Genomic DNA, 26,979 nt, shown 5'->3' with positions numbered 1-26,979 from the left:
AGTGTTTGTTGAATCTTGTAAAGACGTGTAGTCATTTCAAATCGTTCTTTATATGTGCGACTAAGTCCTGCTCTCAATAAAGCAATTTCAGATTCACTAAAAGATCGTGAGGTATGTTCCTTGTGAATGTACATATAATTTACACTTTAGTTAAACAGATCTCTCTACAAAGATACAACAAAAAGCCACATCATCTCGACGTGGCTTAAAATAAACAGTATCGGGAGTACCGAGTACACTTTCTATCAATATCCTGGATTTTGTGTCAGGCCGGTTCCTAAACTGATCTGAGCAGAAGGAATAGGATACAGCAGGAATTTCTCGTCTTTCAGACTTTCATATTTTTTAAGGGCTAATTTCGTACGGCTAAAGTCAAACCAGGTCTCGCCTTCAAACATAAGCTCTTTTTCTTTTTCTTCTTGCACGGCAGTAACGAAGGCCTCCAGATTAGCATACGTATCGATCGGAACGGCGACACCAGCGCGCGTCTGTACCGCTTTTAGCGAGTTGTAAGCTGCTGTGCTCACACTATTATCAACACGCGCTTTAGCCTCAGCGTGGATCAAGTAAATCTCTGCAAGTCGGATAACAGTTACATTTTGACTGGCTGGCGAGAAATTCGGAAACTTACCCATGAAATAATTATTATTGCTACCTTTTTTGACAGTAAAATCCTTTCGTTTGTCTTGCTCGGTATATAAGTCGAGGATTGCGGAGTCTTTAGCAAAAAATAATACGCTAGGATTGTCATTGGCTACAGCTGCGAGTGGATTGGTTGCTTGATCATCAAATTGAATTTCGAAAATAGCTTCGTTCGTATTTTGTGTCGTCCAAATTGTACTGAAATCCGCCACTAAGCCAAAGCCACCTGCTGTCAGAACTTCATTCGCCATATCCGCTGCTTTTTTATAATCATTCGTAATGGAAGCTTGATACAGATAGACCTTTGCCAACAGCGCTTTCGCCGCCCAATGCGAAGCCCGTCCCTTGATAGCATCACCAGTATTTGGATTTTCTTCGGGAAGCGCAGCAATAGCATCCGTCAGATCCTTAACAATCTGTGTGTAAAGTGCTGCTTTGTCGGATTCGACAATATCAATATTATCCCCTTCCTTGGTATACGTCAGCTTTAGTGGGACCTTATTAAAGGCACGTACCAGAAAAAAATAGTGCAACGCCCGAATAAATTTAGCTTCACCAACAAACATCTTTTTCTTGTCTTCAGTAATCATGGTCTCGGTCATTTTTGGGACTTCCTCAATCACTTGGTTGGCCGCGTTGATCGTGGAATATACAGCTTGCCACATATTGGCAATCCAAGGATTGATCGCTTGTATTTTATGTTCGGAGAAATTTTGGTATTCCGGGAAACTGGAAGAATGCCGAACATGGACTGCAGAAAATTCCGGAACAACGATGATGGACTGACCAAAAGAAAATGAATTCATCATCGTCCGATACATTCCCAAAACAGCGGCATTGGCATTGGTTTCGGAATTGAAAAATTTATCTTGGGTAATCTGCCCAAGCGGGTCGCGATCCAAGAATTTAGAACATGATATTGCAAAAGACGCGATCATGGTCGCCAAAAAAATTAATAGTATTTTATTTCTTTTCATCCGTACAAATTATTTACGAGTGTATGTTTTAAATTGTTTAAATGAGTTCGCCCTATTCATCCTATTTATTCCTCTTGTCTCTAAAAGGCAAACTTCATCTTCCTTACTCACGCAGTTTAGAAAGTTACGTTAACACCAGTAGTGAATATCCTCGGTTGCGGATAACTACCGTAGTCATATCCATAAATCAGTCCTGTATTGGCACCACCGTGGCTTGAGCTGACCTCTGGATCATAACCTCGATAATTTGTGAACACAAAAGCATTCTGTACCGTAGCGTACCAGCGGAGCTTTTTCATTTTAATTTTCTCTGCGATGCTGGACGGCAATGTATAACCAAACGTGATATTTCTAATTCTAAAGAATGAGCCATCTTCGACAAATCTTGATGATATGGCCCCGTTGCTCAGGTCGCCGGGTGCCGGCCTCGGAACGTCGGTAATATCGCCGGGTGCTCTCCATCTATCGACAAAGTCAACAAACTGATTGGAACTTGGGTTGAATCCTTCCAGTCCCGATGCCAGATTGTAATTGAAGATGTCATTCCCATATGTGAATTGCCCCTGAATACTTAGATCAAAATTCTTATAAGCAAAATTATTGGTAATACCACCAAAGAACGATGGGTTAGGATCGCCGATCATCCTTTGATCTTTGTAATCTGTCGGTGTTACGGCAGAGCCATCCGCACCTAGGTAATCGATCATCCCAGTCTGTGGATTGACACCTGTCGCTTGCCAGCCATAGAATACGCCAAGGGGCTGTCCCACTATGGCACGGTTCAGATCACCTACCCCACCACGCATTTCTGTCAATCCCTCAGGTAAAGCAACTACTTTATTTCTATTAAAAGTCATGTTCAGCGAAGTTGTCCACTTGAATTCACCTACCAAATTCTTGGACGTTAGTTCAAATTCGAAACCTTTATTTTCTATATCACCAGAGTTTGTAAATCGGTTGAGATAACCTGAGCTGGTCAGGATAGGCAGTCCGATTAACAAGTCCGTTGTTTTCTTATAATAGTAATCTGCCAATATTGAAATTCTATTTCCCAGGAACCCGGCATCAACACCAACATTCCATTGATTGGTGGTTTCCCATTTTAAATTACGATCGCCCAACACATTCGGCACAAAGCCTGCGAGTCCCATGTAGTTGTAGCCACTAGAATATAGTGAACGACTAGCATAGTTGCCGATGTTCTGATTCCCAGTAATCCCCCAGCTCGCACGAAGTTTTAAATCATTGATCACCTTAGAATCCTTTAGGAAATCTTCCTCTGTAAGTCGCCATGCTCCTGCAAATGATGGAAATACTGCCCACCGATTGTCAGCTCCAAAGCGTGAAGAGCCATCCGACCGCACGTTTGCATTAAGGATGTATTTATCTTTATAAATATATGTTGCGCGGGCAAATCCAGAGGCGATCGCCCATTCTTCGGGATAAGAATTTGCACCGGTAATAACACCTCCGGCAGTGATATAAGGAATATCATTATTCGGGAAATTTGAACGTTGTCCATGTACAAAGTCAAGTCTGGATTCCTGAACTGAAAATCCCGCCAAAGCATTGATGCTATGGTCACCGAATTTCTTATCATAGGTCAAGGTTGTCTCATTTATCCAAAGCTGGTCGCGGGTATTCCGGCGAGCGCCGATACCGCCTTGGCTAGCATAGGAACGAAGTCCAACAGGAGGCATAAAGAAGGTCTCATCAATAAAGCTGATATCAGTACCAAAGCTTGTCTTCAGTAAGAGCTCGGGAACAATATTGTATTCCGCGCTGGCATTTGCCAGTACCCGAAAAGTCTGCGCTTCATTGGTTGGAAGCGTTAGCATAGCGACGGGATTTTCACGTGTCGCTCTAACCTGGTCATAGACAAAGTTTCCAGCTGGGTCATACACCGCTAAGTTTGGCGGAGAAAATATACCACTTTTGGTGGCACCTTCTTTTGAATTTTCTTCCTGCACACGGTGGTTGACAGCCCTAGTTAGATTGATAGCCGTAGAAAATCTCAATTTCTCATTGTGCTGGTGGTCTAGATTTATACGACCGCCTATGCGATTGAAGTCGGATCCCAACAGTACACCGCCCTGTTTCATGTAGCCGACAGAAGTATAATATTGAGTCTTCTCACTCCCACCTCTTGATGAAAGTTCATAACTCCTGGTTGCTGCATTTCTGAATATGGCATCCTGCCAGTTCGTATTGACATTAGGATTGGCAAATATCTGCTCGGGAATGACTGCTTTAGGATCCTGTTGCTGTAAGATTTTGTAATAATCTTTCATATAATCCTGATACTGCTCGGTATTCATGAAATCGTAATACCGTTCCTTAGGTACCTGTGAGAATCCTTCGTACATATTAAAGTTGAACTCACTTTGTCCAGCCACCCCTTTTTTTGTACTAATTAGCACTACACCGTTTGCGGCTCTCGAACCATAGATTGATGAGGATGCCGCATCTTTTAATATTTCGATCGATTGCACGTCCGAAGGGTTGATCGAGGATAGCACATTGATCCCTTGGGTACCACCTCCAAAATCAAAGGTAGACCCTCCTGTAAAATTGGTGGTGCTGTTGACCGGAATGCCATCGACAACGTATAGTGGGTCCGAACTGGCATTTATCGATGTTGTACCTCTTACCCGAATACTGATCCCGCCGCCCGGCGAACCGGACTTCTGTGTCACCTGAACTCCCCCTGCCTTACCTTGTATTGCCTGGGTAATACTTGGCAATACCTCGTCTTCGATTTCATTGGCACCAATACTCGATACCGCACTCGGTAACGTAGCGCGGTCCATCGTACCATACCCAACCGCTACAACCTGCACAGAATCAAGCACCTTAGTTTCGCCACTAAGTACCACCTGTATATCCTTTCGATCTCCAACGAGTTGAGTGATCGCTTCAAAACCAAGTGAAGAGAATCTGAGTTGATTCTTTGGACCTGCAGCAATCTGAAATTTACCAGCTTCATCCGTACTTGCAGACACATTTGTACCGACTACCGCTACGGTAACTCCCGGCAGGGGCCCCTTAGGTCCCGTGACAGTCCCGGTCACTGATGTTTTTCCTGCGGACACCCCGCCAGCGCTATTCGGGCTAACTGTAACTCTTGTCGTACTATCCTGATTGCCAACTATTTTTGTCGTGCTATCCTGGCCAGCGGAGACATTTGTAATACTATCCCGACCAGCGGCAACAGTAGCAGTAGAATCTTTATTTTGAGCTGTCGAATCGGTTACAGCCTTCGTCGTACCGGCTGACAAGGCAACTTCTATCAGTTTTTGATTGTTTACAAAGACTTCTTTAATAGCAAATCCAGTTTTTATAAAAACTAATACACCATTGGGATCCGCTGAAAGTCTGAACGCTCCTTTTTCATCTGACAGACCGCTATTACCCGTTTTCTTTTCGGTGACGACCACTCCCGAGAGTGCTGTTCCCAATGAATCCGTGACTTTACCACTAATCCCGATAGTATCAAGCGCAAGAAAAGAAGGCGGTTTAGCAAAAGAAGCTATATTAGCACGGTACTTGATTTCGATCGTGTGAGCCTGCCCTGGGTGGCAGAAAAGAATAAAACCGCAGGCTAACAGAAGAGTGTGGTTTAGGGGATGCATCATACGTTAAATATTTATAATAAGAATCTAATTGAAATAATTACGTTCCAAGCGAAAATGAAATACATACAACAAAAGGCTGAACATCACACCTTTCCCACAAGCCTATTTATATCAACTTTGTTACATATACTTATAGATAATAAAACGTCCTTAAATCTAATTTGTTATCAGTTATTGATATTTATTTTGAAAAACATCATTAACGCATTTTGTACCCGCAATAAAAAAACAACACAAACTGCTGAACATCAATACATTTAACAAGTATTGATATAAAATATATTTGCTTATAATTATATTAAAAATCTGCCCGAGCAATCTTGACACGAAAGTCCTAAAAAAAGGTACTGTTTTAAATTCCAAATATTTAGACAAAAAAGTATTTTTGTATTCTAAAGAAGTTCAGCTTCTGAACTATCTAGTGTAGTCTCGGTTTTCGGATCGGGACTACTTACTTTATAATTTTCTATAAACACGGTATCATTTTTCCAAAGTGTATACATTAAGATTAATAATTTTCTCTGTACGGCAACCTGTCCGACCATTTTTGACGGCTTTTTCTGGATGATTCTCGTGTAAGCTTCCTTTAGCACAGAATTATGCCTACAAGCTACCATAGCCGGAAAATACAGCGCATTCCTGATATACCTGTTCCCCTTTTTCGAGATCCTGGTTTTTCCTTTTACAGATGTCCCAGATTCCCGCTGAACAACATCGTATCCAGCATAGCTGACAAGTTGTTTGGCGCTACCGAACTGTTCAAACCCCATTGTTTCGGCAAGAATGGTAACCATGGTGATCATTCCAATCCCCTTTATTGTTGCAAGCTTCTCTATTTTTTTATGGAGCCCCAGGTCTGACTTTACCAGCCTGTTGATTTCCCCGATGCATCTGCCAATCTCCTTATCTATCTCAGAAATAAGTTTTTTATTGCTTTTTAGTATAAAGATCTGGATAGCATGCGAACAGTCCTTACTATGTTTGATGTTACCTAATGCCGTTTTCTGCTCCTGTAGCTGGACATGGTATCTGGTCAGATTTCTCAGCTGCAATAAGACTGGTGGAGGAGGACTCCATGCTTTATGGATCCTTTCTACACCGAATTGACTCAGGATCCGTGCATCAACAGCATCCGTTTTGGTCTTGATATTGAGGCTCGAAAAATAGTGCTTTGACGTATTGGGAAGAACAACATGAACCCTTTTCTTAATCTTATGCAGATGGTGGGCAAGGTTCTCATAATACACACCGGTAGCCTCCATCAAAAAAACAAGTGCTGCATCTTTCGCAATGACTCCTTTGGCCCAACGCAGAAACTGGTTGAACCCTTTGCTATCATTACTGAAATCCACTGTCTTGGAGAACACTAATTCTCCATCATCTGAACACTGACACAGACATGCTGTGAATGTCGCTTTTGAGATATCTATCCCAATGCATTGTTTACTAATAGCCATAGTCAAGAATTTAAATCGTATCGACTTAATCCTCCTTCGTCTATCCTTTTGTTTTATCCAGGCTCGAAATAGCGGCCTTAAGTACTGTTCAGACTCCTGAGAATAAAATCGTGTGGACAATTCCTTTTTTACGGTATAACGATCTGTTTACCTAGCCACATCTCGTCTCACACGAACAGCCAATACATTTTGTATAACAACAATATAATGACCTTTTCTAATTTCTCAGTAAAAATAAAAGCCACATCATCACGACGTGGCTTAAAATAAACATATGAATTTAATTAAACAGTTTCTATTTATATGAGTTAACCGAGCTCGCGATCTTCCAGCTTCCGGATTCATTCATCAAGGTCACGAGGTCGGTTTTTGTAAATGTTTCGAATTTCATTGTAATGCGTGCCACCATATAATTTTCGGATTCTTCAAGAATCTCCGTTTTGGTACTACAGTTTAACTTTTCACCCTTTTGTTTTTTCAAAAAGGAAATCACTTCTGAGCGTTTATTTGTACGCGCATTTTCACCTTGAATCTTTTGGCTGAAATCGGCAGCAAATAATTGTTCTACACCACCAGACATCCCTTCTGTCATCACAGATACATAGCTATCAATGGCCAGGTCCGCTGTAGATAGGTTCAATACCTTTCCAGGATTACCCGCTGCCATTGTACATGTTGATACGGCGATCAAAGCTGCTGCTGCGAATGTTTTTATTAAAGTTTTCATAATTTTTTCTACTTTATAGTGTTAGTTTTTATTGTCTCTTTTCTAGTAGTCGCAGGAATGTTGATTATGTTGCAACATTTCCTTTAAGTTTCATTCTTTAATTTTTTCCTTATCGGCAATGAAGCTATCATGAGCAAGAGATCCAATATTTTATTTGTAATCTGATATAACTCATGATGGTTTCTGATTCAAAAGTAAGACAACGCAGCCTGCGATTTTATTACATTTAGACTAACATTCGGAAAAAGTCGGTGAAAGGGGCGATTGGGACGGTAAATATGAAAATTATAGGCCACACTATTTAAATATAGTGCGATTTCGAGCCGCTGTTGCCAACTCAAACGCGCATAATAAGGTGAATGATATGGAAGTATACGATCGTAAATCCAACTAGGATCGGTGTACAGACAAATTCATTACATAGTATGCTGATCGTTTTGGCCGGAATTGGCCTCTGATACTTTGTACGTTTAATATGGTCTCGGTCACACCTTATTTTTCAATAAGACGCCTTATACGTTTTCCACAAGGTTATTAACATCCTGTGGAAAACTTTAAATTACTTCTCGTGATCTCCCAATAGCCATTTCGCAAAATCATCGATTTTATCTTTATTGGCAATGAAGCTATCATGAGTGAGATATTATGCTCTATTTATAAGCGGTTGTAGCTCATGATGGTTTCTGATTCAAGAGAAAGACAACGCAGCCTACGATTTTATTACATTTAGACTAACACTATGAGGAAGTCGGAGAATGAGATGATTCGGTCGGTTCAAGAAAAATCGATGCGACAAAATGCTTCTAATCGCTACCAGGCAGGAAATAGACAAAAAATCCCCTCAGAAAGCTTATTGTAAATTTCTGATGTCATGCAGTTCGCTACTAGAGAATGATACCTTCACCTTTATAATGCTATACAAGCACTTACCGCTGCCCCTCAACGCACTCCGATAAAAGGCTTTCACAGAACATCCATACACCAAAAGACTGCCCTTATGAATCATCAGTTCAAAGGCGGGTCAAGAAAATCTTGAGGAGTACCTATTCCTCATAATATTATAAAAATTTACAATATCGTCATATCACTTCATCTGGCTGAATTATACAACAGAGCCCCGTTATTACTATATTATGCTCATGACCTATACATTAGCGCTGGTGCCATGTATACCAAGTTGATTGCTTCAGCCCAGTAACAGCCTGTGATATGGCTGCAGCATTTTTGAATTACAAAGAGGCACTAAAGCTTATGATAAAGCATTGCTACCGCCTTGCATGAGCCTTTTGCTGTGTGATTTAAGTCTCCTATTCACCGCTTTTAGCCACATAAAATATAACTTTAACTCAATGCTGTATACTTGCGCAGTTATTTCGTATCCCATGTTTATATCTGAATATACATTTGGCTTTAGACTATATTTCCTTTTATTATTATGCTATGTCTTAGTCCTACAGCGTCCCTTGCTAAGTAGTTGAATAGAAAACATGGCCATGTTGGTATACCTCAAAATGTAATGGGCATCTTGCAGGAATGCAGTGTGAGTTGGTAATCAACTCTCCGCTGTAGGTATTGAAGAGCTAAGGGTATGCCTAAAAGCCAGTCTTGGGAGGGACGGCTCTATACTTCATAACTATTCCTCTAGCAACTGCTTTTCAAACGATTTTCCCGCTTTAAGCTTTTCAATCGCTGCATCAAGACGCTGTTCATTTGTTCGGGAAGATAGTTCATGGCCTGTTGCCATCAAGGAATTATATTCTTCAAGCGACATAACAACAATACCCGAGTCTTTACCTCGATTAATAATCAAGGTTTCAAAGTTTTTGGAAACCTTATCCAAATAGCGTTTTATATCTTTTCTGAAATCTGATACACTGGCAATTAACATAACAAGTACTTTTATCTGTACAAAAATTCGTACAAATTATTGGCAAATCAAATAAAGTCAAGTCGTTGATGGAAACAATAACGTCAGTTCTATTTTTCAGCCTTCTACGTCATGCGGATAAAACTACCTTTTGCATAATCAAGCTTCTGTGTAAAATAGTTCGTTTGAGGGCAACAGTTATTTTTTATTAATCAATACCTTGATTTTTCAGGCAACACTCTAGATGCGCAGTAAACTACAAACACACTCGCAAGAACAGATTGTAAAGCGATGCGATATATAGAGGAATTATTATCTAGGAAATAGAACAAGGAGGCTATACATATAAATGCTTCGACGGCAATTAAGGACAGCACTAGTATGAAGTGCTTTTTGACATTGCCTGATGTTAAGAGATAATGAAGCCATGCCCCCAATATGCCAATTAACGAAGAGGTGATAGCAATAATAAAGATAGGAATCCTACCATTTAAAAAGTAATTTAAACCAGCGAATATGATCGCCGTAATGAGTAAGTACTGAAAAAAAGACAAGAATACCGTCCAAAATATTTTATTTTTCATAATAATATTTTTCCATTTTTTCCGCGGGATCATGCAGGTAATATTTATTATAAAACGAAAGATAAACCACATCGAGGAGATCAAAAACAAAATATTGGAAGAAAACTAGGCATTAATGAAAATAACAATTCTTTTTAGATTGAATTGTCACAAAAATATGAGAAAAATTCCGCGCAACATTTATTTAAACAAAAAGCTGAATTATAATTATACCTCAGGGCGCATTTGTTTCCGCACTTTTCGTTATCGCTTCATCCCTGACCGTAATCCTTTGGTTGGACTACAGGATTACGGTCAGAGCCGACGTGTTCACTTGTCAGGCTCATCCAGTTGCTTAGCAGCTGTATTGGTTCTCTTCCACTATCGCATGTGTTACTTGAGATATATAACAGTTTCCTGATGCAGTCTATCGGGACACTTTGGCTATCCATGTGAATCCTTCTTCCTTGGAAGCAATTGCTTAAGTCAAGAAACTAATAGCATTAGCCGAGTATGCGAAACGATGGAACAATACTGTGTTTCTTCCACAGTATATAAGGTTTACTTCGTTCGCCGAAGCGAACCATTCGCCACTACCTGTGTCTATTTGGTGGAATATGTAGTTTGCATCTTCTGCTGATCGGTCTCTGTCGAATATGAACTTGTTTACTTGAAGCCTTTCCGTTTTCACTTGCTCTATCCATTGGAATTTTTCCACGATCGAAGGATTTACATCCCAGCGCCAAGTGTTTACCTTGATCGGCTACGTGTTTGTTTAGGCTGCTTACTGGTTTACAACAAGAGAGGAAGTGTTTGCGTCCCGGCAAATTAATTATCTTTTTTCTTTTTATTATCGACCAATTCCCCAAGCAAGTTGTGCATAGAAACTTCCTAATCGGTCTGCAGGTACGTCTGTGGCTTTCGTACCTATAAGCTTCCAATCATTTTTTGTTATGGAGGATTTATAGCCAACTCTACATTCGGGATAAAATATTGTTCTGTTTTTATTCATTGATTTCAGTGTAATATTGAAATCTACAATCGCTGAGTTATGTTCCATTTTCGTTTGATTTGATTGCGTTGTTAGGAAGTCATCAAATGAGCCAGACTGATTGTGTTTTTGAATTGTAAAAGTCGACCATTGGCTACCAAGCCCAAGCTGTGGACTTAATATTAGATTGCCGGTGTGCACCGCATTGGTCGCAACGTATAGGATAATGTCCCCAGTGTTCAGCGTATTATCTTTTTTACTATTTGTGGATAAACTAAAACTGCCTCCGATTAGCATTTGTTTCATACGGTACGCTACGCCTGCACCTGCATTCCACCCAAAACCAGGTAATTTCCCTGCCCCCTCTTGCATTAAGATTTTGTTTAGATTACTTGCGTTGTTAAATTGGACACCTCCGAAATAAATCACTTCAAAGGGCAAATACTTTATTTTATTATCTTTTTCTTGTGCGATTAGATTTGTTACGCATAGGGTTAATAATATGCTTACAATATACTTCATAAAATTTAAAATAATGTTAATTTATGGAATGCTTAGAAACGTTTATTAGTAATGACAATTCATAATACTACTTTATTACATGGTTACGGAAAGAAATTTTATGGTTAATAATAAAAACAGATTACGAAGTCTAAAAATCTGTATCACTGATATTTGTCATATTTATAGGTGCAAACTATTTAATTGACTTTTTTGTTCTAGTTCGCCCGTCAACAAATGTTAGGATCAAACCGCCCAGGATTACCCATACAAATGCTGCAATAAACCAAGATAGGGTATACTCACTAACTTTTTTTTGAAAATAATAGTTGATAACCTCCCCCATAATTACCATGATAATCATTGCTAGGCAGTATCTTAAAAATAACTTATAATGATTTTCCATAATTAATTCTTTTTTAATTTTTAAACACGATGTTCTCACAATCTTTTGAGCAAGCAAAGTCTTTGTATTCATTTAAAGAAACTTTCACTAAAAAACAACAAGAATACACTAATAAAATTGCAAAGTAAGCTTACTAGAAAGATAGGCTTATATTGCTGTTTTACAAAAAATTGAAAAATGGATATTCCAATACAAATCGTTATTAAAATTAATATAGGAATCGTAAACAATTCAACAATAACTCCTATGGCAGTCTCTATATTTTCAGGTATTATAGCAATATAGTAAAAATGAATTATTAAAAGTAATGTATAAACCAAGCTGCTTATTGACCCAATTAATACTATTTTTAAGTTTGAATCATTCATATATTAAGAGTAAATATAGCTCTTCCATACACAGATGGAAGAGCTATTAACATAAACTATATTTCTACCCTACAGGAACATATTTTACAGTTTTCTCGGGATTTTCAAAGAATCCATTTGGGAAGCATTCGGGAGTGATTTACATCCCATTTTTAACAGTTTAACCAGAAACCGTCCCGATGAACTTTCCGCAACTTTTTTTTGCTAAATATGCAATTTGCACTTTCTGCCGACAGATATGTGTAACGATAATTAGTTTTGTGTTGTTAAATTACAAAGTTAATTGGTTTAAGCCTTCCCTAACTTCAGGAAGGCTTATTTACCCTTTTTAATTGTTTAATGGATCATTGATGTCTTTCAAGAAAACTTTAAATGTGTTCGTTGGAGCAGCAACATCAGTCAATAATACTGATGACGGTTCGTTTACCTCATCGGATGTAATCTTAAATGTACGTCCATTCAACGGTGTTGTAAACTCGCTCAATCCTCCTGTCCAATAGGCTGCTGTAAAACCCACAACATTGTATAATGAGCCCGTAAAAGTTATTCTGACTTGATCAACAGTTCCAGAAACCGGGGTGATATTATGCCCTACAGCTCCTTCGACTGCGCCATTTTGTAGAACATAATATAAGACCTCCACTCCTGCATTTCCAATATACATATTGTTTAACGTGATACCATTTGCTTTTAATTTGGATTTTGCATTGTTCCAATATACTTGCCCAATTGGCCCAACGTTACTATAGGACATGGACCATAGATTAGTTTTAAACCATAAATTAATTGGAGTCACTTCGGGAACAATCTTAAAAGTATTTCCATTGTCTGTATAATAGCCATATGGATAAGTACTTGTTGGCTCAATATATTTTAAAAAGTCAAAAGTTACACCGTCCATTGTGTACTTCTCATAAAATTCAAGTCCCCCAGGCACGACTCTGAAAGCCATTCCTTTAGCGGCCTGATCGAGCGGATTACCAAAGACACGCATTTTAGGACTATACCCCATGGCAACAGACTCGCCATTCTTTGTTTCTAAATTAAATACGCCAAATTGTTTAAATTTATTTGCTGCCGCCTGATAAGATGCTGACGTGCTCTCAAACTCATCCCCCTTCAGAGGTAACATGACCAAATGGCTACCGCTTTTCTTTCCCTTTAAGACTACTGAATCTGCTGTAGCTTTAAGCACAATAAATTCAAAATCACCACGCATACCGCTGTCGTCGGCACCGATGCCGCCATTATCTTTTCCAGGCTCGGAAAACCAGTGAATATTTTTATTATAACCGTCAAATGAAAGTACCGGACCAGATTCAGGGTTCACAGAATAAGTACTTGTTTTAAAACCTGAAAAAGGGTCAGAAGCAACCGAAACCTCCTCTTGGGAAATAAATTTAGTGAAAATAGTATACCCACCGAATTCCTGGTTACTACTCGGGTAAAATTTCATCATCCAACCGGCTTTGTTCGCCTGTAAAACTGTATATGCTTGTTGCACCGCTTCAGTCATACGGACTGTTGCATTGGCATCAAATATTCTATCTTCATCCCGCTTGCATGAGCTAATCCACAAAGCAGGGAGTAACAATAAGAAAAATAAATATTTCAATTTCATGATTTTTTATTTTAAAGATGTTTGATCAAAATTGGGTAGATCTGCTTGTCTAGCTAGAATCTCATCACGCAACTCATCCAAATCAATATTCCAAACATTTTGGAAATAAGTCCGTACAATATCAAGTTTAGCTTCAATCAATGCTTTTCCTTCCTCTCCCCCTCTACTGATACGTTGGTTCCATTGTGCTGGTGACAATGTAATATAATAGGAATAAGTCTCTACAAAATCTTCGTTGGGCTCTTTGGAAGCATAGGGAGAAACAAATCCCAATGCGGTAGCATCTGCTTCACTTTCATAGATATCACTCCAAGCATCCGAAACATAGCGCTCACCAGTAATCTGCTCAAAAGAAGCCGGATACCCCTTAGTTTGGTGTAAAATGTGTCCGAACTCATGATGCATCGTGTGAAAATAATAATAATTGAGAAAGGCTACATCTTTCCCCGTTTCCGCGTTCAATTCGTTCAATAGATAAAGCGTAATCTTAACACCGCCTTCTGCTGTACCTAACACAAACGTTCCATTATTTCGATAAGCTGGTGAGCCAATATAGTTTAGTAATTTAGGGAAATATTTTTTGATAAAGTCCTTACTTCCTGTAATTTTATCATAGGGTTCAATACCAAGGTGATATAATAGTTTGGTCATGCGGACAGAGCTCTCATAGCTCGCTGGACTCAAATTATAATCTAAATCAGACTCCTTTTCAACAAATTTGTAAAGAATTGCGATATTATAATCCTTCGTATATTTTTGTTGAATATACTTATCTAGTTCATTGCTTTCAACCTTCTTATCAACAAATATACTTTCCGGGTTCAATTTTTCGTCAGAGCATGAAAATAAAAGCACCGAAGAAAACAACAATACATTAATCTTATTTAATATTTTCATAATTATCTTGGATTAGGTGTGTAACCGGCGGCAATAACTTCAGCAGGAATTTGCAAAGCCGCCCTTTTGTCACGTGCAATTAATTTTGTGTCCGTTTCCACAGAAGCTACTTCGCCTCCAGAATTCAACACACGTCTTTCCACTTCAATACCATAGCGTTTAACATCAAACCAACGCAGCCCCATATGTAAGGTTTCTACACGGCGTAAAAATAACAGCGCATGAAGCATATTTTCCTGTGTACCAATCTCAAATGGAATCATTTTAGGGTCTAATTTTTTCTTTGCAGTTGGTACTCGAGCAGAAGAATAATCTATTCTATCTGCCCATGTGTTGATGCTTGCTACAGTAAAACTTGCAGGGGGGCTTACTAAAGTATTGTCAACCCAACGTTTCATATCTATCGCAGCATCATCGTATCGTTTCAGGTGAATAAGAGCTTCAGCACGAACCAGCATCGTTTCTTCTGTAGTAAATGGTACATAAGCACCACGAGCATATCCAATTCCTGCGACAGGGTCTGTATACTCGAACATATACGAAACACGGGGAAACAATACTTTATCTAAATTTGTTCCCGCATAAACAGAAACACGTAGTACATAACCAGTTGCACCTAATTTCCCATAAGGCCCTTGCGCCATGGCTGTTTCATTGTTTGCCAAAAATGCACCATGGGAATACCTCGAACCATAGGTATAGGGGCCAAATATTACACCATGTTGCGTTGCGGCAGTGGCTACCATTAAATTGGCCTTTTCTTCACTCTTTGTATAGGATATTGCTCCATTTGGAAATCCTCTACTTCCAACTGCGTCAGCGGCAATCCTTTCATAATTCCGAAGTAAACTCGTTGGATTCGTACCAATCGCTGCATTGGCAAAACTGACGGCTTTTTCCCAATCTTGCATATATAGGGCGACTCGAGCGCGTAAAGCGTTTGCAGCCCTAGAGTTCATATGATATTTGGGGGTTGATCCGAACGAAGAATCATCAATTAGCGGAATAGCTTCGTCTAGATCAGCTACAATATGGTCATATACTTCTTGGACTGTATTCCGTTTATATTTCGGATCTAAGTCTCCCTCCGCCGTAGTCATATAGGTAACTCCCAAATCTGTTACCGCATTTGCTTTTGTATAATGCTGTGCAAATAAATTAACCAGTGTAAAATGATTATAGGCTCTTACAGCTAAAGCTTCTCCTTTTTGTGGATTTAAACTGGCCGGATTTCCCATTTCTTCGATTGCTTTTAATGCCGCATTTGCACTAGCGATCGCTTTATAACAAGCTTCCCAGACGTCTTTAGGTCCCTCGTCCTGATTGTCTGTGACATCTTTCCAATGGAACAACTCCTCCATAAAACGCTGACTATTGGGATTAGTAGATCCATAATCATCGACATTATCTGATGAAAGTTCAGCACTCATCAAATAAGCTACCTCTGGATAAGCAGAAACCAATAACTTATCAATTTTAGCCTCAGTATCAAGTTTAGCACGATTGTCAGGCATTTCATCCAAAAACTTATTGCAGGATAACATACTCAGTCCACAAATCAATGCAATTGCTATATATAATTTTCTATTTCTTTTCATTTCAATTACGATTTAAAATTTCGATTACAGTCCTAAACGTAAAGTCAATGTATATTGTCTCGCTATAGGAGCAGCGACACCTCCAGCATTGACAAACTCTGGATCCTGTCCATTCAACTTTTTATCCGCATAAATCAAGAATAAATTGGTTGCATTAAAGCGTAATCCTAAAGAGTTTATATTCCACGCTTTCACCAAATCCTTCGGGAATTGGTAGCTTAATGAAACATCTTTCATACGAATAAAATCACCTTTCGCTGTACGAACTGATGAATAATTATATGCACTATAGGCATACTTCAAATCATTAGCGTATGCCCTGTTCTGTCCAGTAGTAGCGATAATAGGTATATTCGTGAAGGCTTCATCTCCCGCTACCATCCAACGGTCTGCAAACTCCTTGGTTGATGCCGTCAAATCTGAATATTCGTTGGAAAATACTGGATTAAGGCGCACAACATTACCAAATGAATAAGTCATAAATACATTTAAACTAAAATTCTTATAACTAAATGTATTTCCAAAACCACCTGAATGAATAGGATCTGTAGGGCCCTCATATTTTAGAAAGCCTATTTTATCCCGTTCTTGAAAATTTAAATCAGTAACAGTTTCCTGATTATTTGTATTTAAAAAAACCGGTAATCCTTCATCATTCAATCTTACGAATGGGATAGAATAGAGTCCACGAACGGGGCCTCCTTCTAGCGCAAATCCAGTACCTGTTATAAGATCCATCACTTGAGTTCTAGTGTCTAAACGGGTTACCTTTGTTTTCACATTTGAATAAGTAAAATTTGATATCCATTTAAATGCTTGATCACGAAAGATATGGCCAGTTAGGCTCAACTCAGCCCCGTGTGATTTCATATCAGCCACATTACCAAATTTTGAAATCTGTCCTCCTAACCCTTGGGTATTGATAATACCGATCAAATCAAAATTATCACGTTTGAACCAGTCAAATTCGACATTAACCCGGTTATCTAAAAATCCCATGGATGTTCCGATATTCAATTCGTGCTTTTTCTCATAAGTCAACCCATTGTTAGCCAAATCTGCTATTTCTAATCCAGATTCAGCATCTCCTGCTGTTGGTCTCCACGGAGTGTATGAACGATAAACAGCATACGAATTAGTGACAGTTGATGGTCCTCGATCACCTGTTAAACTATAAGAACCTTTTAAAGTAAAATGTGAAAAAGCTGGCCTCAAGTTTTCAAAGAAGTTTTCCTCATGCGCATTCCATGCGCCCGAAAGGTTCCAGCTCGGCATCCATCTCGCAGAGGTTGCTTCCCCTAATTTATTTGCGCCCTCATATCTAAAGGTACCATTCAATATATATTTCCCTGCATAGGAATAGGTAACATTCGTAAAAAAAGCGGCCTGTTTGTAACGCGTATTTGTCGGGTCGTTTTTTCCATTTCGATTCGCCGAGAAATAAGGCGAATTTTCTTCTTGACCCCGTTTAAATACCCGATAATCTGTAAAAGGGCTTTCTCCTAAGTCATATTGGATTCCCCAACCTCTAAACCAAGTGTTATCTCTTTGAGATGATGTAAGCTCCGATCCTGCAAATACATTAAGAAGATGGTTCTCTTTAAAAGTCTTATTGTATTGCGCTGTAAAACGGAAGAGCTGTTCAAACATGGTGTAATCTGTTCGATTATAGATTCCCCCCTCAGGCAACACAGAAATAGGCCGTGCATAGGGATCATCCGGATCGGTATATAAAAATGGATTCTTATCACGAATCGTCGTATTGTCTGGCTCAGAAATACCTGCCCGATAAGCCATTGCTTGATTTGACCGATCTTTAACGTAATGATGCTGTGTTGTCGACTGGTAACGAACAGACCCAAACGCACCTACTTCTAACCCAGGAATCACTTTCCATTTCAAGTCTCCCTGAAAACGTAAATCAGCGACATTTATATCCATGTAATTGTTCTCCAACTCATGTAGGATATTAAATGCAGCATAATTTCGAGTGTAGAATGTATTGGGATCCAAGGTTCGCGAGGTATTCATTGCATAAGCATAAGGATTGATATCAAAATCACGTTTTACTTGCCCAAAGACAACATCCTTCGACTGTCCTAATGTACCGGGAGCTTGTTGCTGCCGATAAGAACCGTTTGTAATAATGTTTAATTTAAGCTTGTCAGAAATATTGTAGTTTGCATTCAGATTACCCGTATAGCGGTTTACTTTACTCCGTTTTGTCCATCCCGGATCGACTAATGCACTTAAAGAAGAATAATATTGGGATTTCTCTGTTCCCGATGACATGCTGAGAGCATGATTATGTTGAAGACTAGGTTGGAATAACTCCCCAAACCAATCGGTATTCCGATATTCAGCTTCTTTCAAAAAATTATTGACGTTATGTCTATCCGTAAATAGATCATTAGGAATTTCGCCGCTTTGAATACGCTTATATAAGTCACCATAAACACCACTGTTGTTTGCGACAGGCAGATCGGCAAATCCAATATAGCCTTTATTATACATATCATCGTAAACGGACATTTGCTCTTGCGAATTCATGATATTGAATTCTGAGTATCGAGGGGTAGCACGTGTCGTATATTCACCGGTGTAATTAAGGGAACTTCGCCCCGCCACTCCTTTTTTAGTTGTAATGACAATTACACCAGCCATAGCACGAGCGCCATAAATTGACGTTGCTGAACCGTCTTTTAATATTTGAAAAGATTCGATATCATGCGCATTCAATCCAGCAACAGCTGAACTAATTAGGGTTAATGCATCACCAGATGACAACTCATCTGAATTTACGTCGGCAACATCCTCTATAATAACTCCATCAACAACCCACAAAGGCTTTGAACTACCATAAATAGAGGTCGCCCCGCGCACGCGAATCTTGGGTGCCGTACCGAAGGTTCCGGTAACGTTCTGAACCGAAACCCCAGCGACTCGTCCCTCCAAGCCACGACTGGGATCTATCTGTCCGCCGATTTGCGCTGCTTCACCTGAAATCTGTGAAGTAGCACCGGTAAATAACCTTTTATCTAGACGTTGCCCCATACCGGTTACAACAACTTCTTCAATCTGCCGCTCATCTGACGACAATATTATATTGACTATATTTCTTCCTTTAACACCTACTTCAACTGCTCCATAGCCGACATAGCGGACTACCAGCGTTGCATCTGCTCCAGCGTTTATTCTAAAACTTCCATCACTAGCAGTCTGCGTAGTAATAGCGGTTCCTTTGACAGTCACTGTTGCCCCGGCCAGCGCATTTCCATCTTTATCTTTTACTGTCCCAGAAACTCCTTGCTGCACAATATTACTTGACCTACTACCTTCCGTTTTCCCGTTGACAGAAATCGTATTGGCAATAATCTTATACTCAATATTATTATTTTTCAAAACGGCATTTAATGCATCAGCAACGGAAGCCTCTTTCAGATTGACATTGATCCTCGCTTTGGAATCAATATTTTCCCCATAAAATAACTGCAGATTGGACTGCTTGGAGATCGCATTCAGTGCTTCTTCAATCCGTGCATTTTTCATTTTCAACGTAACTTTCTGCGCAATGCCATTGGCTTGAACTCCGGTCACAAAGGCGAAAAGAAGGCAGGTACTAATTTTCATAATACGTAAAGGTTTGCTAAACCGCGGGTCATGAGGTATCAGTCGCCACGTTTTGCCAAATGGTAAGTTATTCATACATTTACTCTTTGTGGTTAATTGGGTTTACTTAATTCGCTTTTTAAATTTTTAGGCCTTTTTTAATCATTTCTGGACAGGGATGCTGCAACATTCCTGTTCTATTTTTATGTAAAGGCTCTTAGGTTAGGTATTATTTCTCTTACATAAGTACTCCTCCTATTTGTTTTCTACTATTAATTCTTTTCCTTGAAGCTCAAATTTCAGGTCACAGACATAGGTCAGCATTTCCAATACCTCTGACAGCTTAACATCACGCTTAAAATTACCTGTATACACTTTATCTAATGCCACATCTTTCTTAAATTTCACTTGGATATCGTACCATTTAGACAATGTAGAGGTTATCTCAACAATGGTTTCTTTCTTAAAATAAAACTGATTATTATGCCAAGATAGGTCGTGCTCCAAATCGGCTTTTCCTTTCCGAAGCTGTTCTCCTACGAGATTCGCGTATTCTCCCGGCTCCAGGACAATCACATGTCCAGAATGACTTACTTGAACTCTGCCCGAAGATAATGTGGTACGAACATTATGACCATAGGCATTGATATTAAAATGTGTTCCCAGTACTTTTACTTCATTCCCCTTGGACTCGACATAAAATGGTCGCTCAGCATCATGTGAAACCTCAAAATAGGCTTCACCATCCAAAATTACCCGGCGCTCATTCTTATCGAATTTTTCAGGAAATTTAAGTTGCGAATTTGCGTTGACCCAAACTTGGGTACCATCCTCCAGATTTAATTTATAGAAATGCCCTTTAGGAACGACTAATGTATTGTATTCAATTGCCGATTTTGTCAGTGGTGCTGCTACAGCAGCAGTCCCGCTTTTAGTCTCGGCCATAATAACTTTTGGGTCTAAGTTTCTTACCGAACTTTCCAATGGCACTACTGACCCATCTGCCAGCAGCAGTAAAGCTCCGGGCTGGGCGGGCAGAATATCCTTTTTTACGGTTGTATTGGTCACTACTTTGCTCGGATCGCTGACCTCCCGATCACGCAGGTAAACTAGCGCCGCCCCAAACAGCAAAACAAAAATAGCTGCAATACGGATAAATGGCCAATAATTTATCTTTTTAACAGATCTAACAGCACCTACTCTTCGCCAAGCCTCTCCTTCGTCAAGATCTGCAAAAAAATTCAGGTCCTGCTCAATATTTTTTGCATCCCGAAATTCCTTAATTAGATCGTCATTCCTTTGATCAGATTTCCGCCAGTGCTCAATTGAATCGCGTTCCGCAGCAGTTTCCTGTCCACGAAGAAATTTCTGGATTAATTTGGCTATGTAATTGGAGTTAGCTTTCATATCTATAGGTTAGAAACCCTATAGATTAATATGGGGTGACAAGAATTTAAAATTATTTTAACAAAAAAATAACAAAGGGCAAAAATTCTGGATGTAGCTTGTCCAACAGCATTTTCATACCGCGCTGTTTTTGAGTTTTAACGGTATTCACACTGATCTGAAGCCTTTCTGTAATCTCTAAATTAGACAACCCCTCTAAATATCCCATTTTGAAAATTTGCTGACAGGCAGCCGGCATTTCTTGAATAATGCGATAAACTTCATTGATAACCTCCGTATGGATCATGGATAATTCAACAGAGTGTTCATCCTCTTCCGTAAAACCGACCTGTGACCAGTATTTCTCCTTTACCTTCTCGTGCCGGATATATTTTAAACAGGAAAACCGAACAGCAGTGTATAAATAATTGCGAACAAAATTCTCGGATTCATCCATGCGCTGCTTTTCCTTAAAAAATGCAATAAAAGCTTCCTGCACCAAATCTTCCGCAACGGAAGACTCCCCCACGAATTTCCATGCAAAGTGACACAAACTTTTATAATGCTGTCTAAATAACTTTTCTTCAGGTCCCATAAGATAAAACGGGTATAACAAACAATTGATCAGTCGCGATTAATGGAGATCGACAAACTAGTCTAACGTAAAGATAGAATTTTAATCTTACTTTAACAATTATTAACATGTTTATTACATATATTGCAAATATTACAAAAAAACACTGCACATCGAGAAGATAACATAAATACGATGTTCACCTCCGCGCTTGTTTTTCACCCCTGAATCATTTTTCTTACCAACAAAACAAAACCGCCTTTTTTTGCCTTTATACTAAGCGAAACATCACAAAAATTCCAATTTTTCGCCTTTTTTTTATTATATTGTAGACTTTCAAAAAAAACCTTCATAGCCAGATAAGTATCAACAGCAATAAAATTTCGAAGGTTCTTATTGAAAAATAAATACTCCAGTAAAAATTAAAACAAAGACTAAATGCTATTTACTGTTCTATCAGGATTAATAACATCGAGCCTTATTGTTCCATTTGGTCGATTCCTAAAAACCAAATGGGGTTTTATTCTCGCATTCTTACCGGTACTCTTATTTCTGTATTTTACAAAATTTGTGGTGCCCATCGGCCAGGGATCTCATTTTATCCAATCCACAGCGTGGGTACCATCGCTAGGCATCAACCTGGATTTTAAATTAGATGGACTTTCGCTACTTTTCACCCTGTTGATTACAGGGATCGGAGCCTGTATATTCTTTTACGCGAATTCCTATCTTAAAGGACATCAGTATATTGATCGATTTTTTGGCTACCTCTGTTTGTTTATGTCCGCCATGTTGGGTCTGGTGCTTTCGGACAATATGCTCTTGCTCTTCATCTTTTGGGAATTAACATCCATTAGTTCGTTTTTTCTGATCGGCTTCAACAACGATCAGGAGGATTCTAGAAAAAGTGCAATGACTGCACTATCCATTACAGGTCTTGGCGGTTTCTTTCTACTCGCCGGTTTTGTATTAACGGGCAATATCGCTGGCACATATAATATCACCGAACTTGTCGACAAAGCCACCTTGATTCAACAGCATCCACTTTTCCCGCTTATTTTTGGGTTGATTGCGCTCGGTGCCATTACAAAATCGGCACAGTTTCCCTTCCATTTTTGGTTGCCGGGGGCTATGAAGGCACCAACACCCGTATCCGCATACCTGCACTCCGCTACCATGGTGAAAGCAGGAATATATTTGCTGGCCCGCTTTTCACCAATCTTGGGCGGAAACCCAATCTGGATGTATTCGCTGATGATTATCGGTGGTATTACCATGCTCTACGCGGCATTCCACTCGCTTTTCAGAACGGATCTTAAGGGCGTATTGGCCTATTCGACGATATCCGCACTGGGGATCTTGGTTTTCTTACTCGGTCTTGGATCTAAGGAAGCAGTCATCGCGGCCAGTGTCTTCATCCTCGTTCACGCCTTATATAAAGCTGCGCTGTTCCTAATTACGGGTATTATTGACCACGAAACCGGGACAAGGGACCTCACGGTTCTCAGGGGCTTGCGCAAAGTTTTGATGCCTGTTGCCATTGCGGGCTTCCTTGCGGCTCTCTCTAGTGCAGGCGTACCCTTGACCCTTGGATTTATTGGAAAGGACCTGATCTATGAGGCTACTTTACATGCTACCCCTAGTTTATTCCTTTACTTGACAATAGCGGCCGTAGCAACAAACATACTGCTGGTATCAGCTGGATTTATGGCTGGAATCAAACCCTTTATGGGCAAATTACCTGAGCAGTTTGACCATATCCATTTACCTTATAAATCCATGTGGATCCCACCGTTGCTGCTGGCAATACTGGGCGTGATCTTTGGCTGCTTTCCTGGTTTTGTTGGCAACTGGATTGCTGGTCCAACGGCAAACAGTATCCTTGCGCAACAGGAAATATTCCACCTAAAAATATGGCATGGCTTTAACCTCATACTTTTACTGAGTGCCATCACCATCGTGGCCGGAACGCTTGTATTTATTTCCAACACGCCTAGCCACAAGAAACTGGCCTGGATTACTGCTTTTGAAAAAATCTCTCCAGCATCTATTCTCAATGCATTCGCCCGGGAAATTGAATTATTTTCGGCCTTTTTTACCGCAAAGATGCACAACGGTTACCTGCGCTCCTATCTATTGAAGATCATTCTATTCGCAGAGCTACTGATTGGCTATCAGCTCTACCTGGGCGGGCCATTACATATCAAATGGGACACCTTGTCTCCGGTGAGTTTTTATGAGGTGACAACGGTATGTATCTTAGTCGGCGCTATTGTACTGACGATCAGAACCTCATCAAGGTTGACCGCAGTTGTGGCAACCAGTGTCGTGGGCTACGCGATATGTTTGATCTTTGTCTTTTATAGTGCTCCGGACCTGGCGATGACGCAATTTACGATTGACACTTTAACAGTGGTTCTTTTCGTATTGGTATTATTTAAATTACCTTCTTTTCTAAATTTGGCCAACCGTCGGACCGTCATTCGGGACTCAGTGGTCGCCATCATATTTGGCATCTTGCTTTCCATGGTCGCCTTACGTGTCTTGCATGAACCGACAACGACCAATATCAGTGACTTTTATGGCGATTACGCCTATGTACTGGCCAAAGGAAAAAATGTTGTCAATGTACTGCTGGTGGACTTTAGAGGCTTCGATACCATGTTTGAAATCGTTGTGCTGAGTATTGCAGCACTGGGAGTCTACAGTTTATTGAAATTACGTTTAAAATCATCTGATAAAGAGTAATATTTTATGACAAGTTAGCGAAGTAATGATGACTAGGGACTATCTATGAGAATCCATCGGTTTGTATCACCAGAATTTCAATACTTAATACTAATATCTAAATACTAGAATAAATGAATAGCACGATATTACAGACCGCAACGCGGTATCTCTTACCGATACTTTTATTATTTTCGGTATTCCTCTTGCTCCGGGGGCATTATTACCCCGGCGGAGGGTTTGTCGGGGGCCTGGTAGCATCCATTGCTTTTGTACTGCATAGTTTTGCTTTTGGCCCTGAAAACACCATGAAGCTCATTCAATATAAACCTTTGTCGCTAATTCCCATTGGACTTGGAATTGCTGCGGTAAGCATGTTTTTACCCACTTTTTTTGGTTACCCTGTCATGACCGGACTGTGGCTGGAGGAAAAGATTCCCGTCATCGGTATGATCGGAACTGCCTTGTTTTTTGATCTCGGTGTATACTTTGTGGTCATCGGTGTCGTATTAACTATTTTATTTACAATTGCTTTAAATACGGAGGAGGAATAATGGAACTGATTCTCGTTTTATTAATCGGTATTCTATATGCCGCCGGAATATACCTCATCTTGCGACGCAGCATGGTAAAATTACTATTGGGCATTATGTTATTGGGTAATGGTACCAATATATTGATCTTTTTGCTGGGCAATATCATCAAGGGCAAACCGCCCATAATTGACCCCGACTTAAAGGTATTTACGGATATTTATGCGGATCCGATTCCGCAAGCCCTTATTTTAACAGCAATCGTGATCAGTTTTGGACTGACTTCGTTTGCGATCGTATTACTTAAACGTGTTTACGCTTTACTGGGCACGGATGATTTGGATGATTTGAACACGCCTGAGGAAGAAGATATATGATAGACAACCAGATTATTGCCACGGTTATCGTGCACCTTTTTATTGCTATTGTCCAGCTGATACTCTGGCGAAAATCTACTGCACAGCGTTTCCTGAGTGTAGGTGGAAGCCTTTTGGCACTTATTCTTGCATTTAAACTTTTTTTCAAGGTTTATGACGGCGAAATCCTGACCATGAATGCCGCCAATTGGAAGGCTCCTTTTGGAATCGTCTTTGTTGCGGATCTTTTTAGTAGCACCTTGGTCGTACTCACCTCAATTGCAGGACTTGCTGTTTCTATTTTTTCCTGTGTGGGTGTCGGAAGACAACGTATTTTATATGGCTATTTCCCTATTTTTCATTTCCTGATGATGGGCTTAAATGGGGCATTTTTGACTGGAGATATTTTTAATCTCTACGTTTGGTTTGAAGTCATCATCATTTCATCATTTGTGCTGATGACACTCGGCGGCCGTAAATCACAATTGGAAGGTGCGGTCAAATACATGGCCATGAATATATTGGCTTCCACTTTCTTCCTGACAGGAATCGGAATTTTGTATGGCATCTCCGGATCCCTTAATATGGCTGACCTGGCACTGCGCATACCCAAAATACAAAATCAGGCGCTCGTCGAAATTACGGCTACTTTTTTCCTTATTGGTTTTGGAATCAAATCGGCTGTTTTTCCACTTTATTTTTGGCTCCCATCCTCCTATCATACGCCCCCTTCTGCTGTCGCCGCAACTTTCGGTGGCCTATTGACCAAAGTGGGAATTTATGCCTTATTCAGGGTATTTTCTTTATTGTTTATCCCAAACCATTTCACCAAAGAATTGTTGGTCATATTGGCCATACTCACGATTTTAACCGGCGCTTTTGGCGCTTTGATCAAGACAAATATCCGCAGATTATTTTCCTATCTGATTGTCTGCCATATCGGTTTTATGATCGGTGGTTTAGGTTTGTATAGCAAATGGGCTTTGCTAGGTGCTATTTTTTATCTAATTCACGATATTATGGTAAAAACCAACTTGTTCTTAATGGCGGGTGTCATTCGGCAACTCCGGGGTACGATGGACATGAACAAGCTGGGCGGGCTATATGCTCAATACCCCAAAATTTCTTTGCTCTTTGCAATTGTGCTGTTTTCCTTGGTCGGTATCCCCCCATTATCCGGATTCTGGCCCAAAATTTATCTTTTTAAAGATGCCTTTCAATTGGAGAAATATGCATTCGCAGGAGCGCTGATAATCGGTAGTTTTATTACGCTCTATGTAATTGCCAAAATGTGGGCTCAGGTCTTTTGGAAGGATACCCCACAGCCAGAGATCATCGAAGACAAATTTGTCAAAATGATCGGCTATCGAAAAACCATGCTGCTCCTGCCCGTCATTATATTGGCCTCAGCATCGCTATATATCGGATTTAATGCAGAAGCCATTATACATGTCGCGGATCAGATCGCTACGCAACTATTGGATACTTCACCTTATATAAATGCTGTATTGGGAGGACAGAATTAATATGATAAAACAGTTTTT

Annotated in this window: 17 protein-coding genes; 4 read left to right on the top strand and 13 right to left on the bottom strand. The window is 39.8% G+C overall.

The genetic code is table 11. From position 1 onward, the window contains the following. Positions 1-245: 245 nt before the first annotated feature. The 13 genes from DCO56_RS17375 to DCO56_RS17300 form a co-directional block, all read right to left on the bottom strand. Positions 246-1,619, bottom strand: coding sequence for a RagB/SusD family nutrient uptake outer membrane protein (locus tag DCO56_RS17375; protein WP_245935863.1), 1,374 nt, complete (start codon positions 1,617-1,619; stop codon positions 246-248). A 116-nt stretch (positions 1,620-1,735) separates the two neighbouring features. Further along, the gene (locus DCO56_RS17370; protein WP_108634997.1) at positions 1,736-5,254 is read right to left on the bottom strand and encodes a SusC/RagA family TonB-linked outer membrane protein; all 3,519 of its coding nucleotides are present in this window, start codon (positions 5,252-5,254) and stop codon (positions 1,736-1,738) included. A gap of 392 nt (positions 5,255-5,646) precedes the next feature. After that, positions 5,647-6,711: an IS110 family RNA-guided transposase gene (locus tag DCO56_RS17360; protein WP_108634995.1), complete on the bottom strand. Its 1,065-nt coding sequence runs from the start codon at positions 6,709-6,711 to the stop codon at positions 5,647-5,649. A 295-nt stretch (positions 6,712-7,006) separates the two neighbouring features. After that, complete coding sequence (locus DCO56_RS17355) at positions 7,007-7,438, bottom strand: nuclear transport factor 2 family protein (protein ID WP_108634994.1); 432 nt, start codon at positions 7,436-7,438, stop codon at positions 7,007-7,009. Between the two features lie 1,633 nt (positions 7,439-9,071). Beyond that, positions 9,072-9,326, bottom strand: coding sequence for a type II toxin-antitoxin system Phd/YefM family antitoxin (locus DCO56_RS17350; protein ID WP_108634993.1), 255 nt, complete (start codon positions 9,324-9,326; stop codon positions 9,072-9,074). Between the two features lie 1,392 nt (positions 9,327-10,718). Next, positions 10,719-11,381 (bottom strand): hypothetical protein, encoded by a 663-nt coding sequence (locus tag DCO56_RS17340; RefSeq protein WP_108634991.1) that lies wholly within the window; start codon positions 11,379-11,381, stop codon positions 10,719-10,721. Positions 11,382-11,556: 175 nt separating this feature from the next. Beyond that, complete coding sequence (locus tag DCO56_RS17335) at positions 11,557-11,838, bottom strand: hypothetical protein (protein ID WP_108634990.1); 282 nt, start codon at positions 11,836-11,838, stop codon at positions 11,557-11,559. Positions 11,839-12,462: 624 nt separating this feature from the next. Further along, positions 12,463-13,755, bottom strand: a complete 1,293-nt coding sequence (locus DCO56_RS17325) for a DUF4302 domain-containing protein (RefSeq protein ID WP_108634988.1) — start codon at positions 13,753-13,755, stop codon at positions 12,463-12,465. 6 nt (positions 13,756-13,761) lie between these two features. Continuing rightward, positions 13,762-14,652, bottom strand: coding sequence for a zinc-binding metallopeptidase (locus DCO56_RS17320; protein WP_108634987.1), 891 nt, complete (start codon positions 14,650-14,652; stop codon positions 13,762-13,764). Between the two features lie 2 nt (positions 14,653-14,654). Next, positions 14,655-16,250, bottom strand: coding sequence for a RagB/SusD family nutrient uptake outer membrane protein (locus DCO56_RS17315; protein ID WP_108634986.1), 1,596 nt, complete (start codon positions 16,248-16,250; stop codon positions 14,655-14,657). Positions 16,251-16,274: 24 nt separating this feature from the next. Beyond that, on the bottom strand, positions 16,275-19,880 hold the full coding sequence (locus DCO56_RS17310; protein WP_245935862.1) for a SusC/RagA family TonB-linked outer membrane protein: 3,606 nt from the start codon (positions 19,878-19,880) through the stop codon (positions 16,275-16,277). 234 nt (positions 19,881-20,114) lie between these two features. Next, on the bottom strand, positions 20,115-21,266 hold the full coding sequence (locus tag DCO56_RS17305; RefSeq protein ID WP_108634985.1) for a FecR family protein: 1,152 nt from the start codon (positions 21,264-21,266) through the stop codon (positions 20,115-20,117). Positions 21,267-21,318: 52 nt separating this feature from the next. After that, positions 21,319-21,840 carry an RNA polymerase sigma-70 factor gene (locus tag DCO56_RS17300; protein ID WP_108634984.1) on the bottom strand — a complete coding sequence of 174 codons (522 nt, stop codon included), beginning with the start codon at positions 21,838-21,840 and terminating at the stop codon, positions 21,319-21,321. Between the two features lie 417 nt (positions 21,841-22,257). On the opposite strand from DCO56_RS17300, the gene DCO56_RS17295 reads away from it, so the two are divergent. From DCO56_RS17295 to DCO56_RS17280, 4 genes are all read left to right on the top strand, one after another. Beyond that, positions 22,258-24,567, top strand: a complete 2,310-nt coding sequence (locus tag DCO56_RS17295; protein ID WP_108634983.1) for a putative monovalent cation/H+ antiporter subunit A — start codon at positions 22,258-22,260, stop codon at positions 24,565-24,567. A 113-nt stretch (positions 24,568-24,680) separates the two neighbouring features. Then, on the top strand, positions 24,681-25,100 hold the full coding sequence (locus DCO56_RS17290; RefSeq protein WP_104383873.1) for a Na+/H+ antiporter subunit B: 420 nt from the start codon (positions 24,681-24,683) through the stop codon (positions 25,098-25,100). Beyond that, positions 25,100-25,456, top strand: a complete 357-nt coding sequence (locus DCO56_RS17285) for a Na+/H+ antiporter subunit C (RefSeq protein ID WP_104383872.1) — start codon at positions 25,100-25,102, stop codon at positions 25,454-25,456. Before DCO56_RS17290 ends, DCO56_RS17285 begins: the two co-directional genes overlap by 1 nt. Next, positions 25,453-26,961 (top strand): proton-conducting transporter transmembrane domain-containing protein, encoded by a 1,509-nt coding sequence (locus DCO56_RS17280; protein ID WP_108634982.1) that lies wholly within the window; start codon positions 25,453-25,455, stop codon positions 26,959-26,961. The genes DCO56_RS17285 and DCO56_RS17280 overlap by 4 nt, the downstream gene beginning before the upstream one ends. Positions 26,962-26,979 lie beyond the last annotated feature (18 nt).

Origin of the sequence: Sphingobacterium athyrii, from assembly GCF_003071065.1 — a bacterium.
GTDB classification, from domain to species: Bacteria; Bacteroidota; Bacteroidia; order Sphingobacteriales; family Sphingobacteriaceae; genus Sphingobacterium; species Sphingobacterium athyrii.
The sequence above is the reverse complement of the archived record's forward strand: the minus strand, read 5'-3'. Positions and strand labels throughout refer to the sequence as shown.

Bases quoted from the DNA above. Each gene is read 5' to 3' on its own strand.
- DCO56_RS17375 (WP_245935863.1), bottom strand. From the start codon at position 1,619: ATGAAAAGAAATAAAATACTATTAATTTTTTTGGCGACCATGATCGCG.
- DCO56_RS17370 (WP_108634997.1), bottom strand. From the start codon at position 5,254: ATGATGCATCCCCTAAACCACACTCTTCTGTTAGCCTGCGGTTTTATT.
- DCO56_RS17360 (WP_108634995.1), bottom strand. From the start codon at position 6,711: ATGGCTATTAGTAAACAATGCATTGGGATAGATATCTCAAAAGCGACA.
- DCO56_RS17355 (WP_108634994.1), bottom strand. From the start codon at position 7,438: ATGAAAACTTTAATAAAAACATTCGCAGCAGCAGCTTTGATCGCCGTA.
- DCO56_RS17350 (WP_108634993.1), bottom strand. From the start codon at position 9,326: ATGTTAATTGCCAGTGTATCAGATTTCAGAAAAGATATAAAACGCTAT.
- DCO56_RS17340 (WP_108634991.1), bottom strand. From the start codon at position 11,381: ATGAAGTATATTGTAAGCATATTATTAACCCTATGCGTAACAAATCTA.
- DCO56_RS17335 (WP_108634990.1), bottom strand. From the start codon at position 11,838: ATGAATACAAAGACTTTGCTTGCTCAAAAGATTGTGAGAACATCGTGT.
- DCO56_RS17325 (WP_108634988.1), bottom strand. From the start codon at position 13,755: ATGAAATTGAAATATTTATTTTTCTTATTGTTACTCCCTGCTTTGTGG.
- DCO56_RS17320 (WP_108634987.1), bottom strand. From the start codon at position 14,652: ATGAAAATATTAAATAAGATTAATGTATTGTTGTTTTCTTCGGTGCTT.
- DCO56_RS17315 (WP_108634986.1), bottom strand. From the start codon at position 16,250: ATGAAAAGAAATAGAAAATTATATATAGCAATTGCATTGATTTGTGGA.
- DCO56_RS17310 (WP_245935862.1), bottom strand. From the start codon at position 19,880: ATGAAAATTAGTACCTGCCTTCTTTTCGCCTTTGTGACCGGAGTTCAA.
- DCO56_RS17305 (WP_108634985.1), bottom strand. From the start codon at position 21,266: ATGAAAGCTAACTCCAATTACATAGCCAAATTAATCCAGAAATTTCTT.
- DCO56_RS17300 (WP_108634984.1), bottom strand. From the start codon at position 21,840: ATGGGACCTGAAGAAAAGTTATTTAGACAGCATTATAAAAGTTTGTGT.
- DCO56_RS17295 (WP_108634983.1), top strand. From the start codon at position 22,258: ATGCTATTTACTGTTCTATCAGGATTAATAACATCGAGCCTTATTGTT.
- DCO56_RS17290 (WP_104383873.1), top strand. From the start codon at position 24,681: ATGAATAGCACGATATTACAGACCGCAACGCGGTATCTCTTACCGATA.
- DCO56_RS17285 (WP_104383872.1), top strand. From the start codon at position 25,100: ATGGAACTGATTCTCGTTTTATTAATCGGTATTCTATATGCCGCCGGA.
- DCO56_RS17280 (WP_108634982.1), top strand. From the start codon at position 25,453: ATGATAGACAACCAGATTATTGCCACGGTTATCGTGCACCTTTTTATT.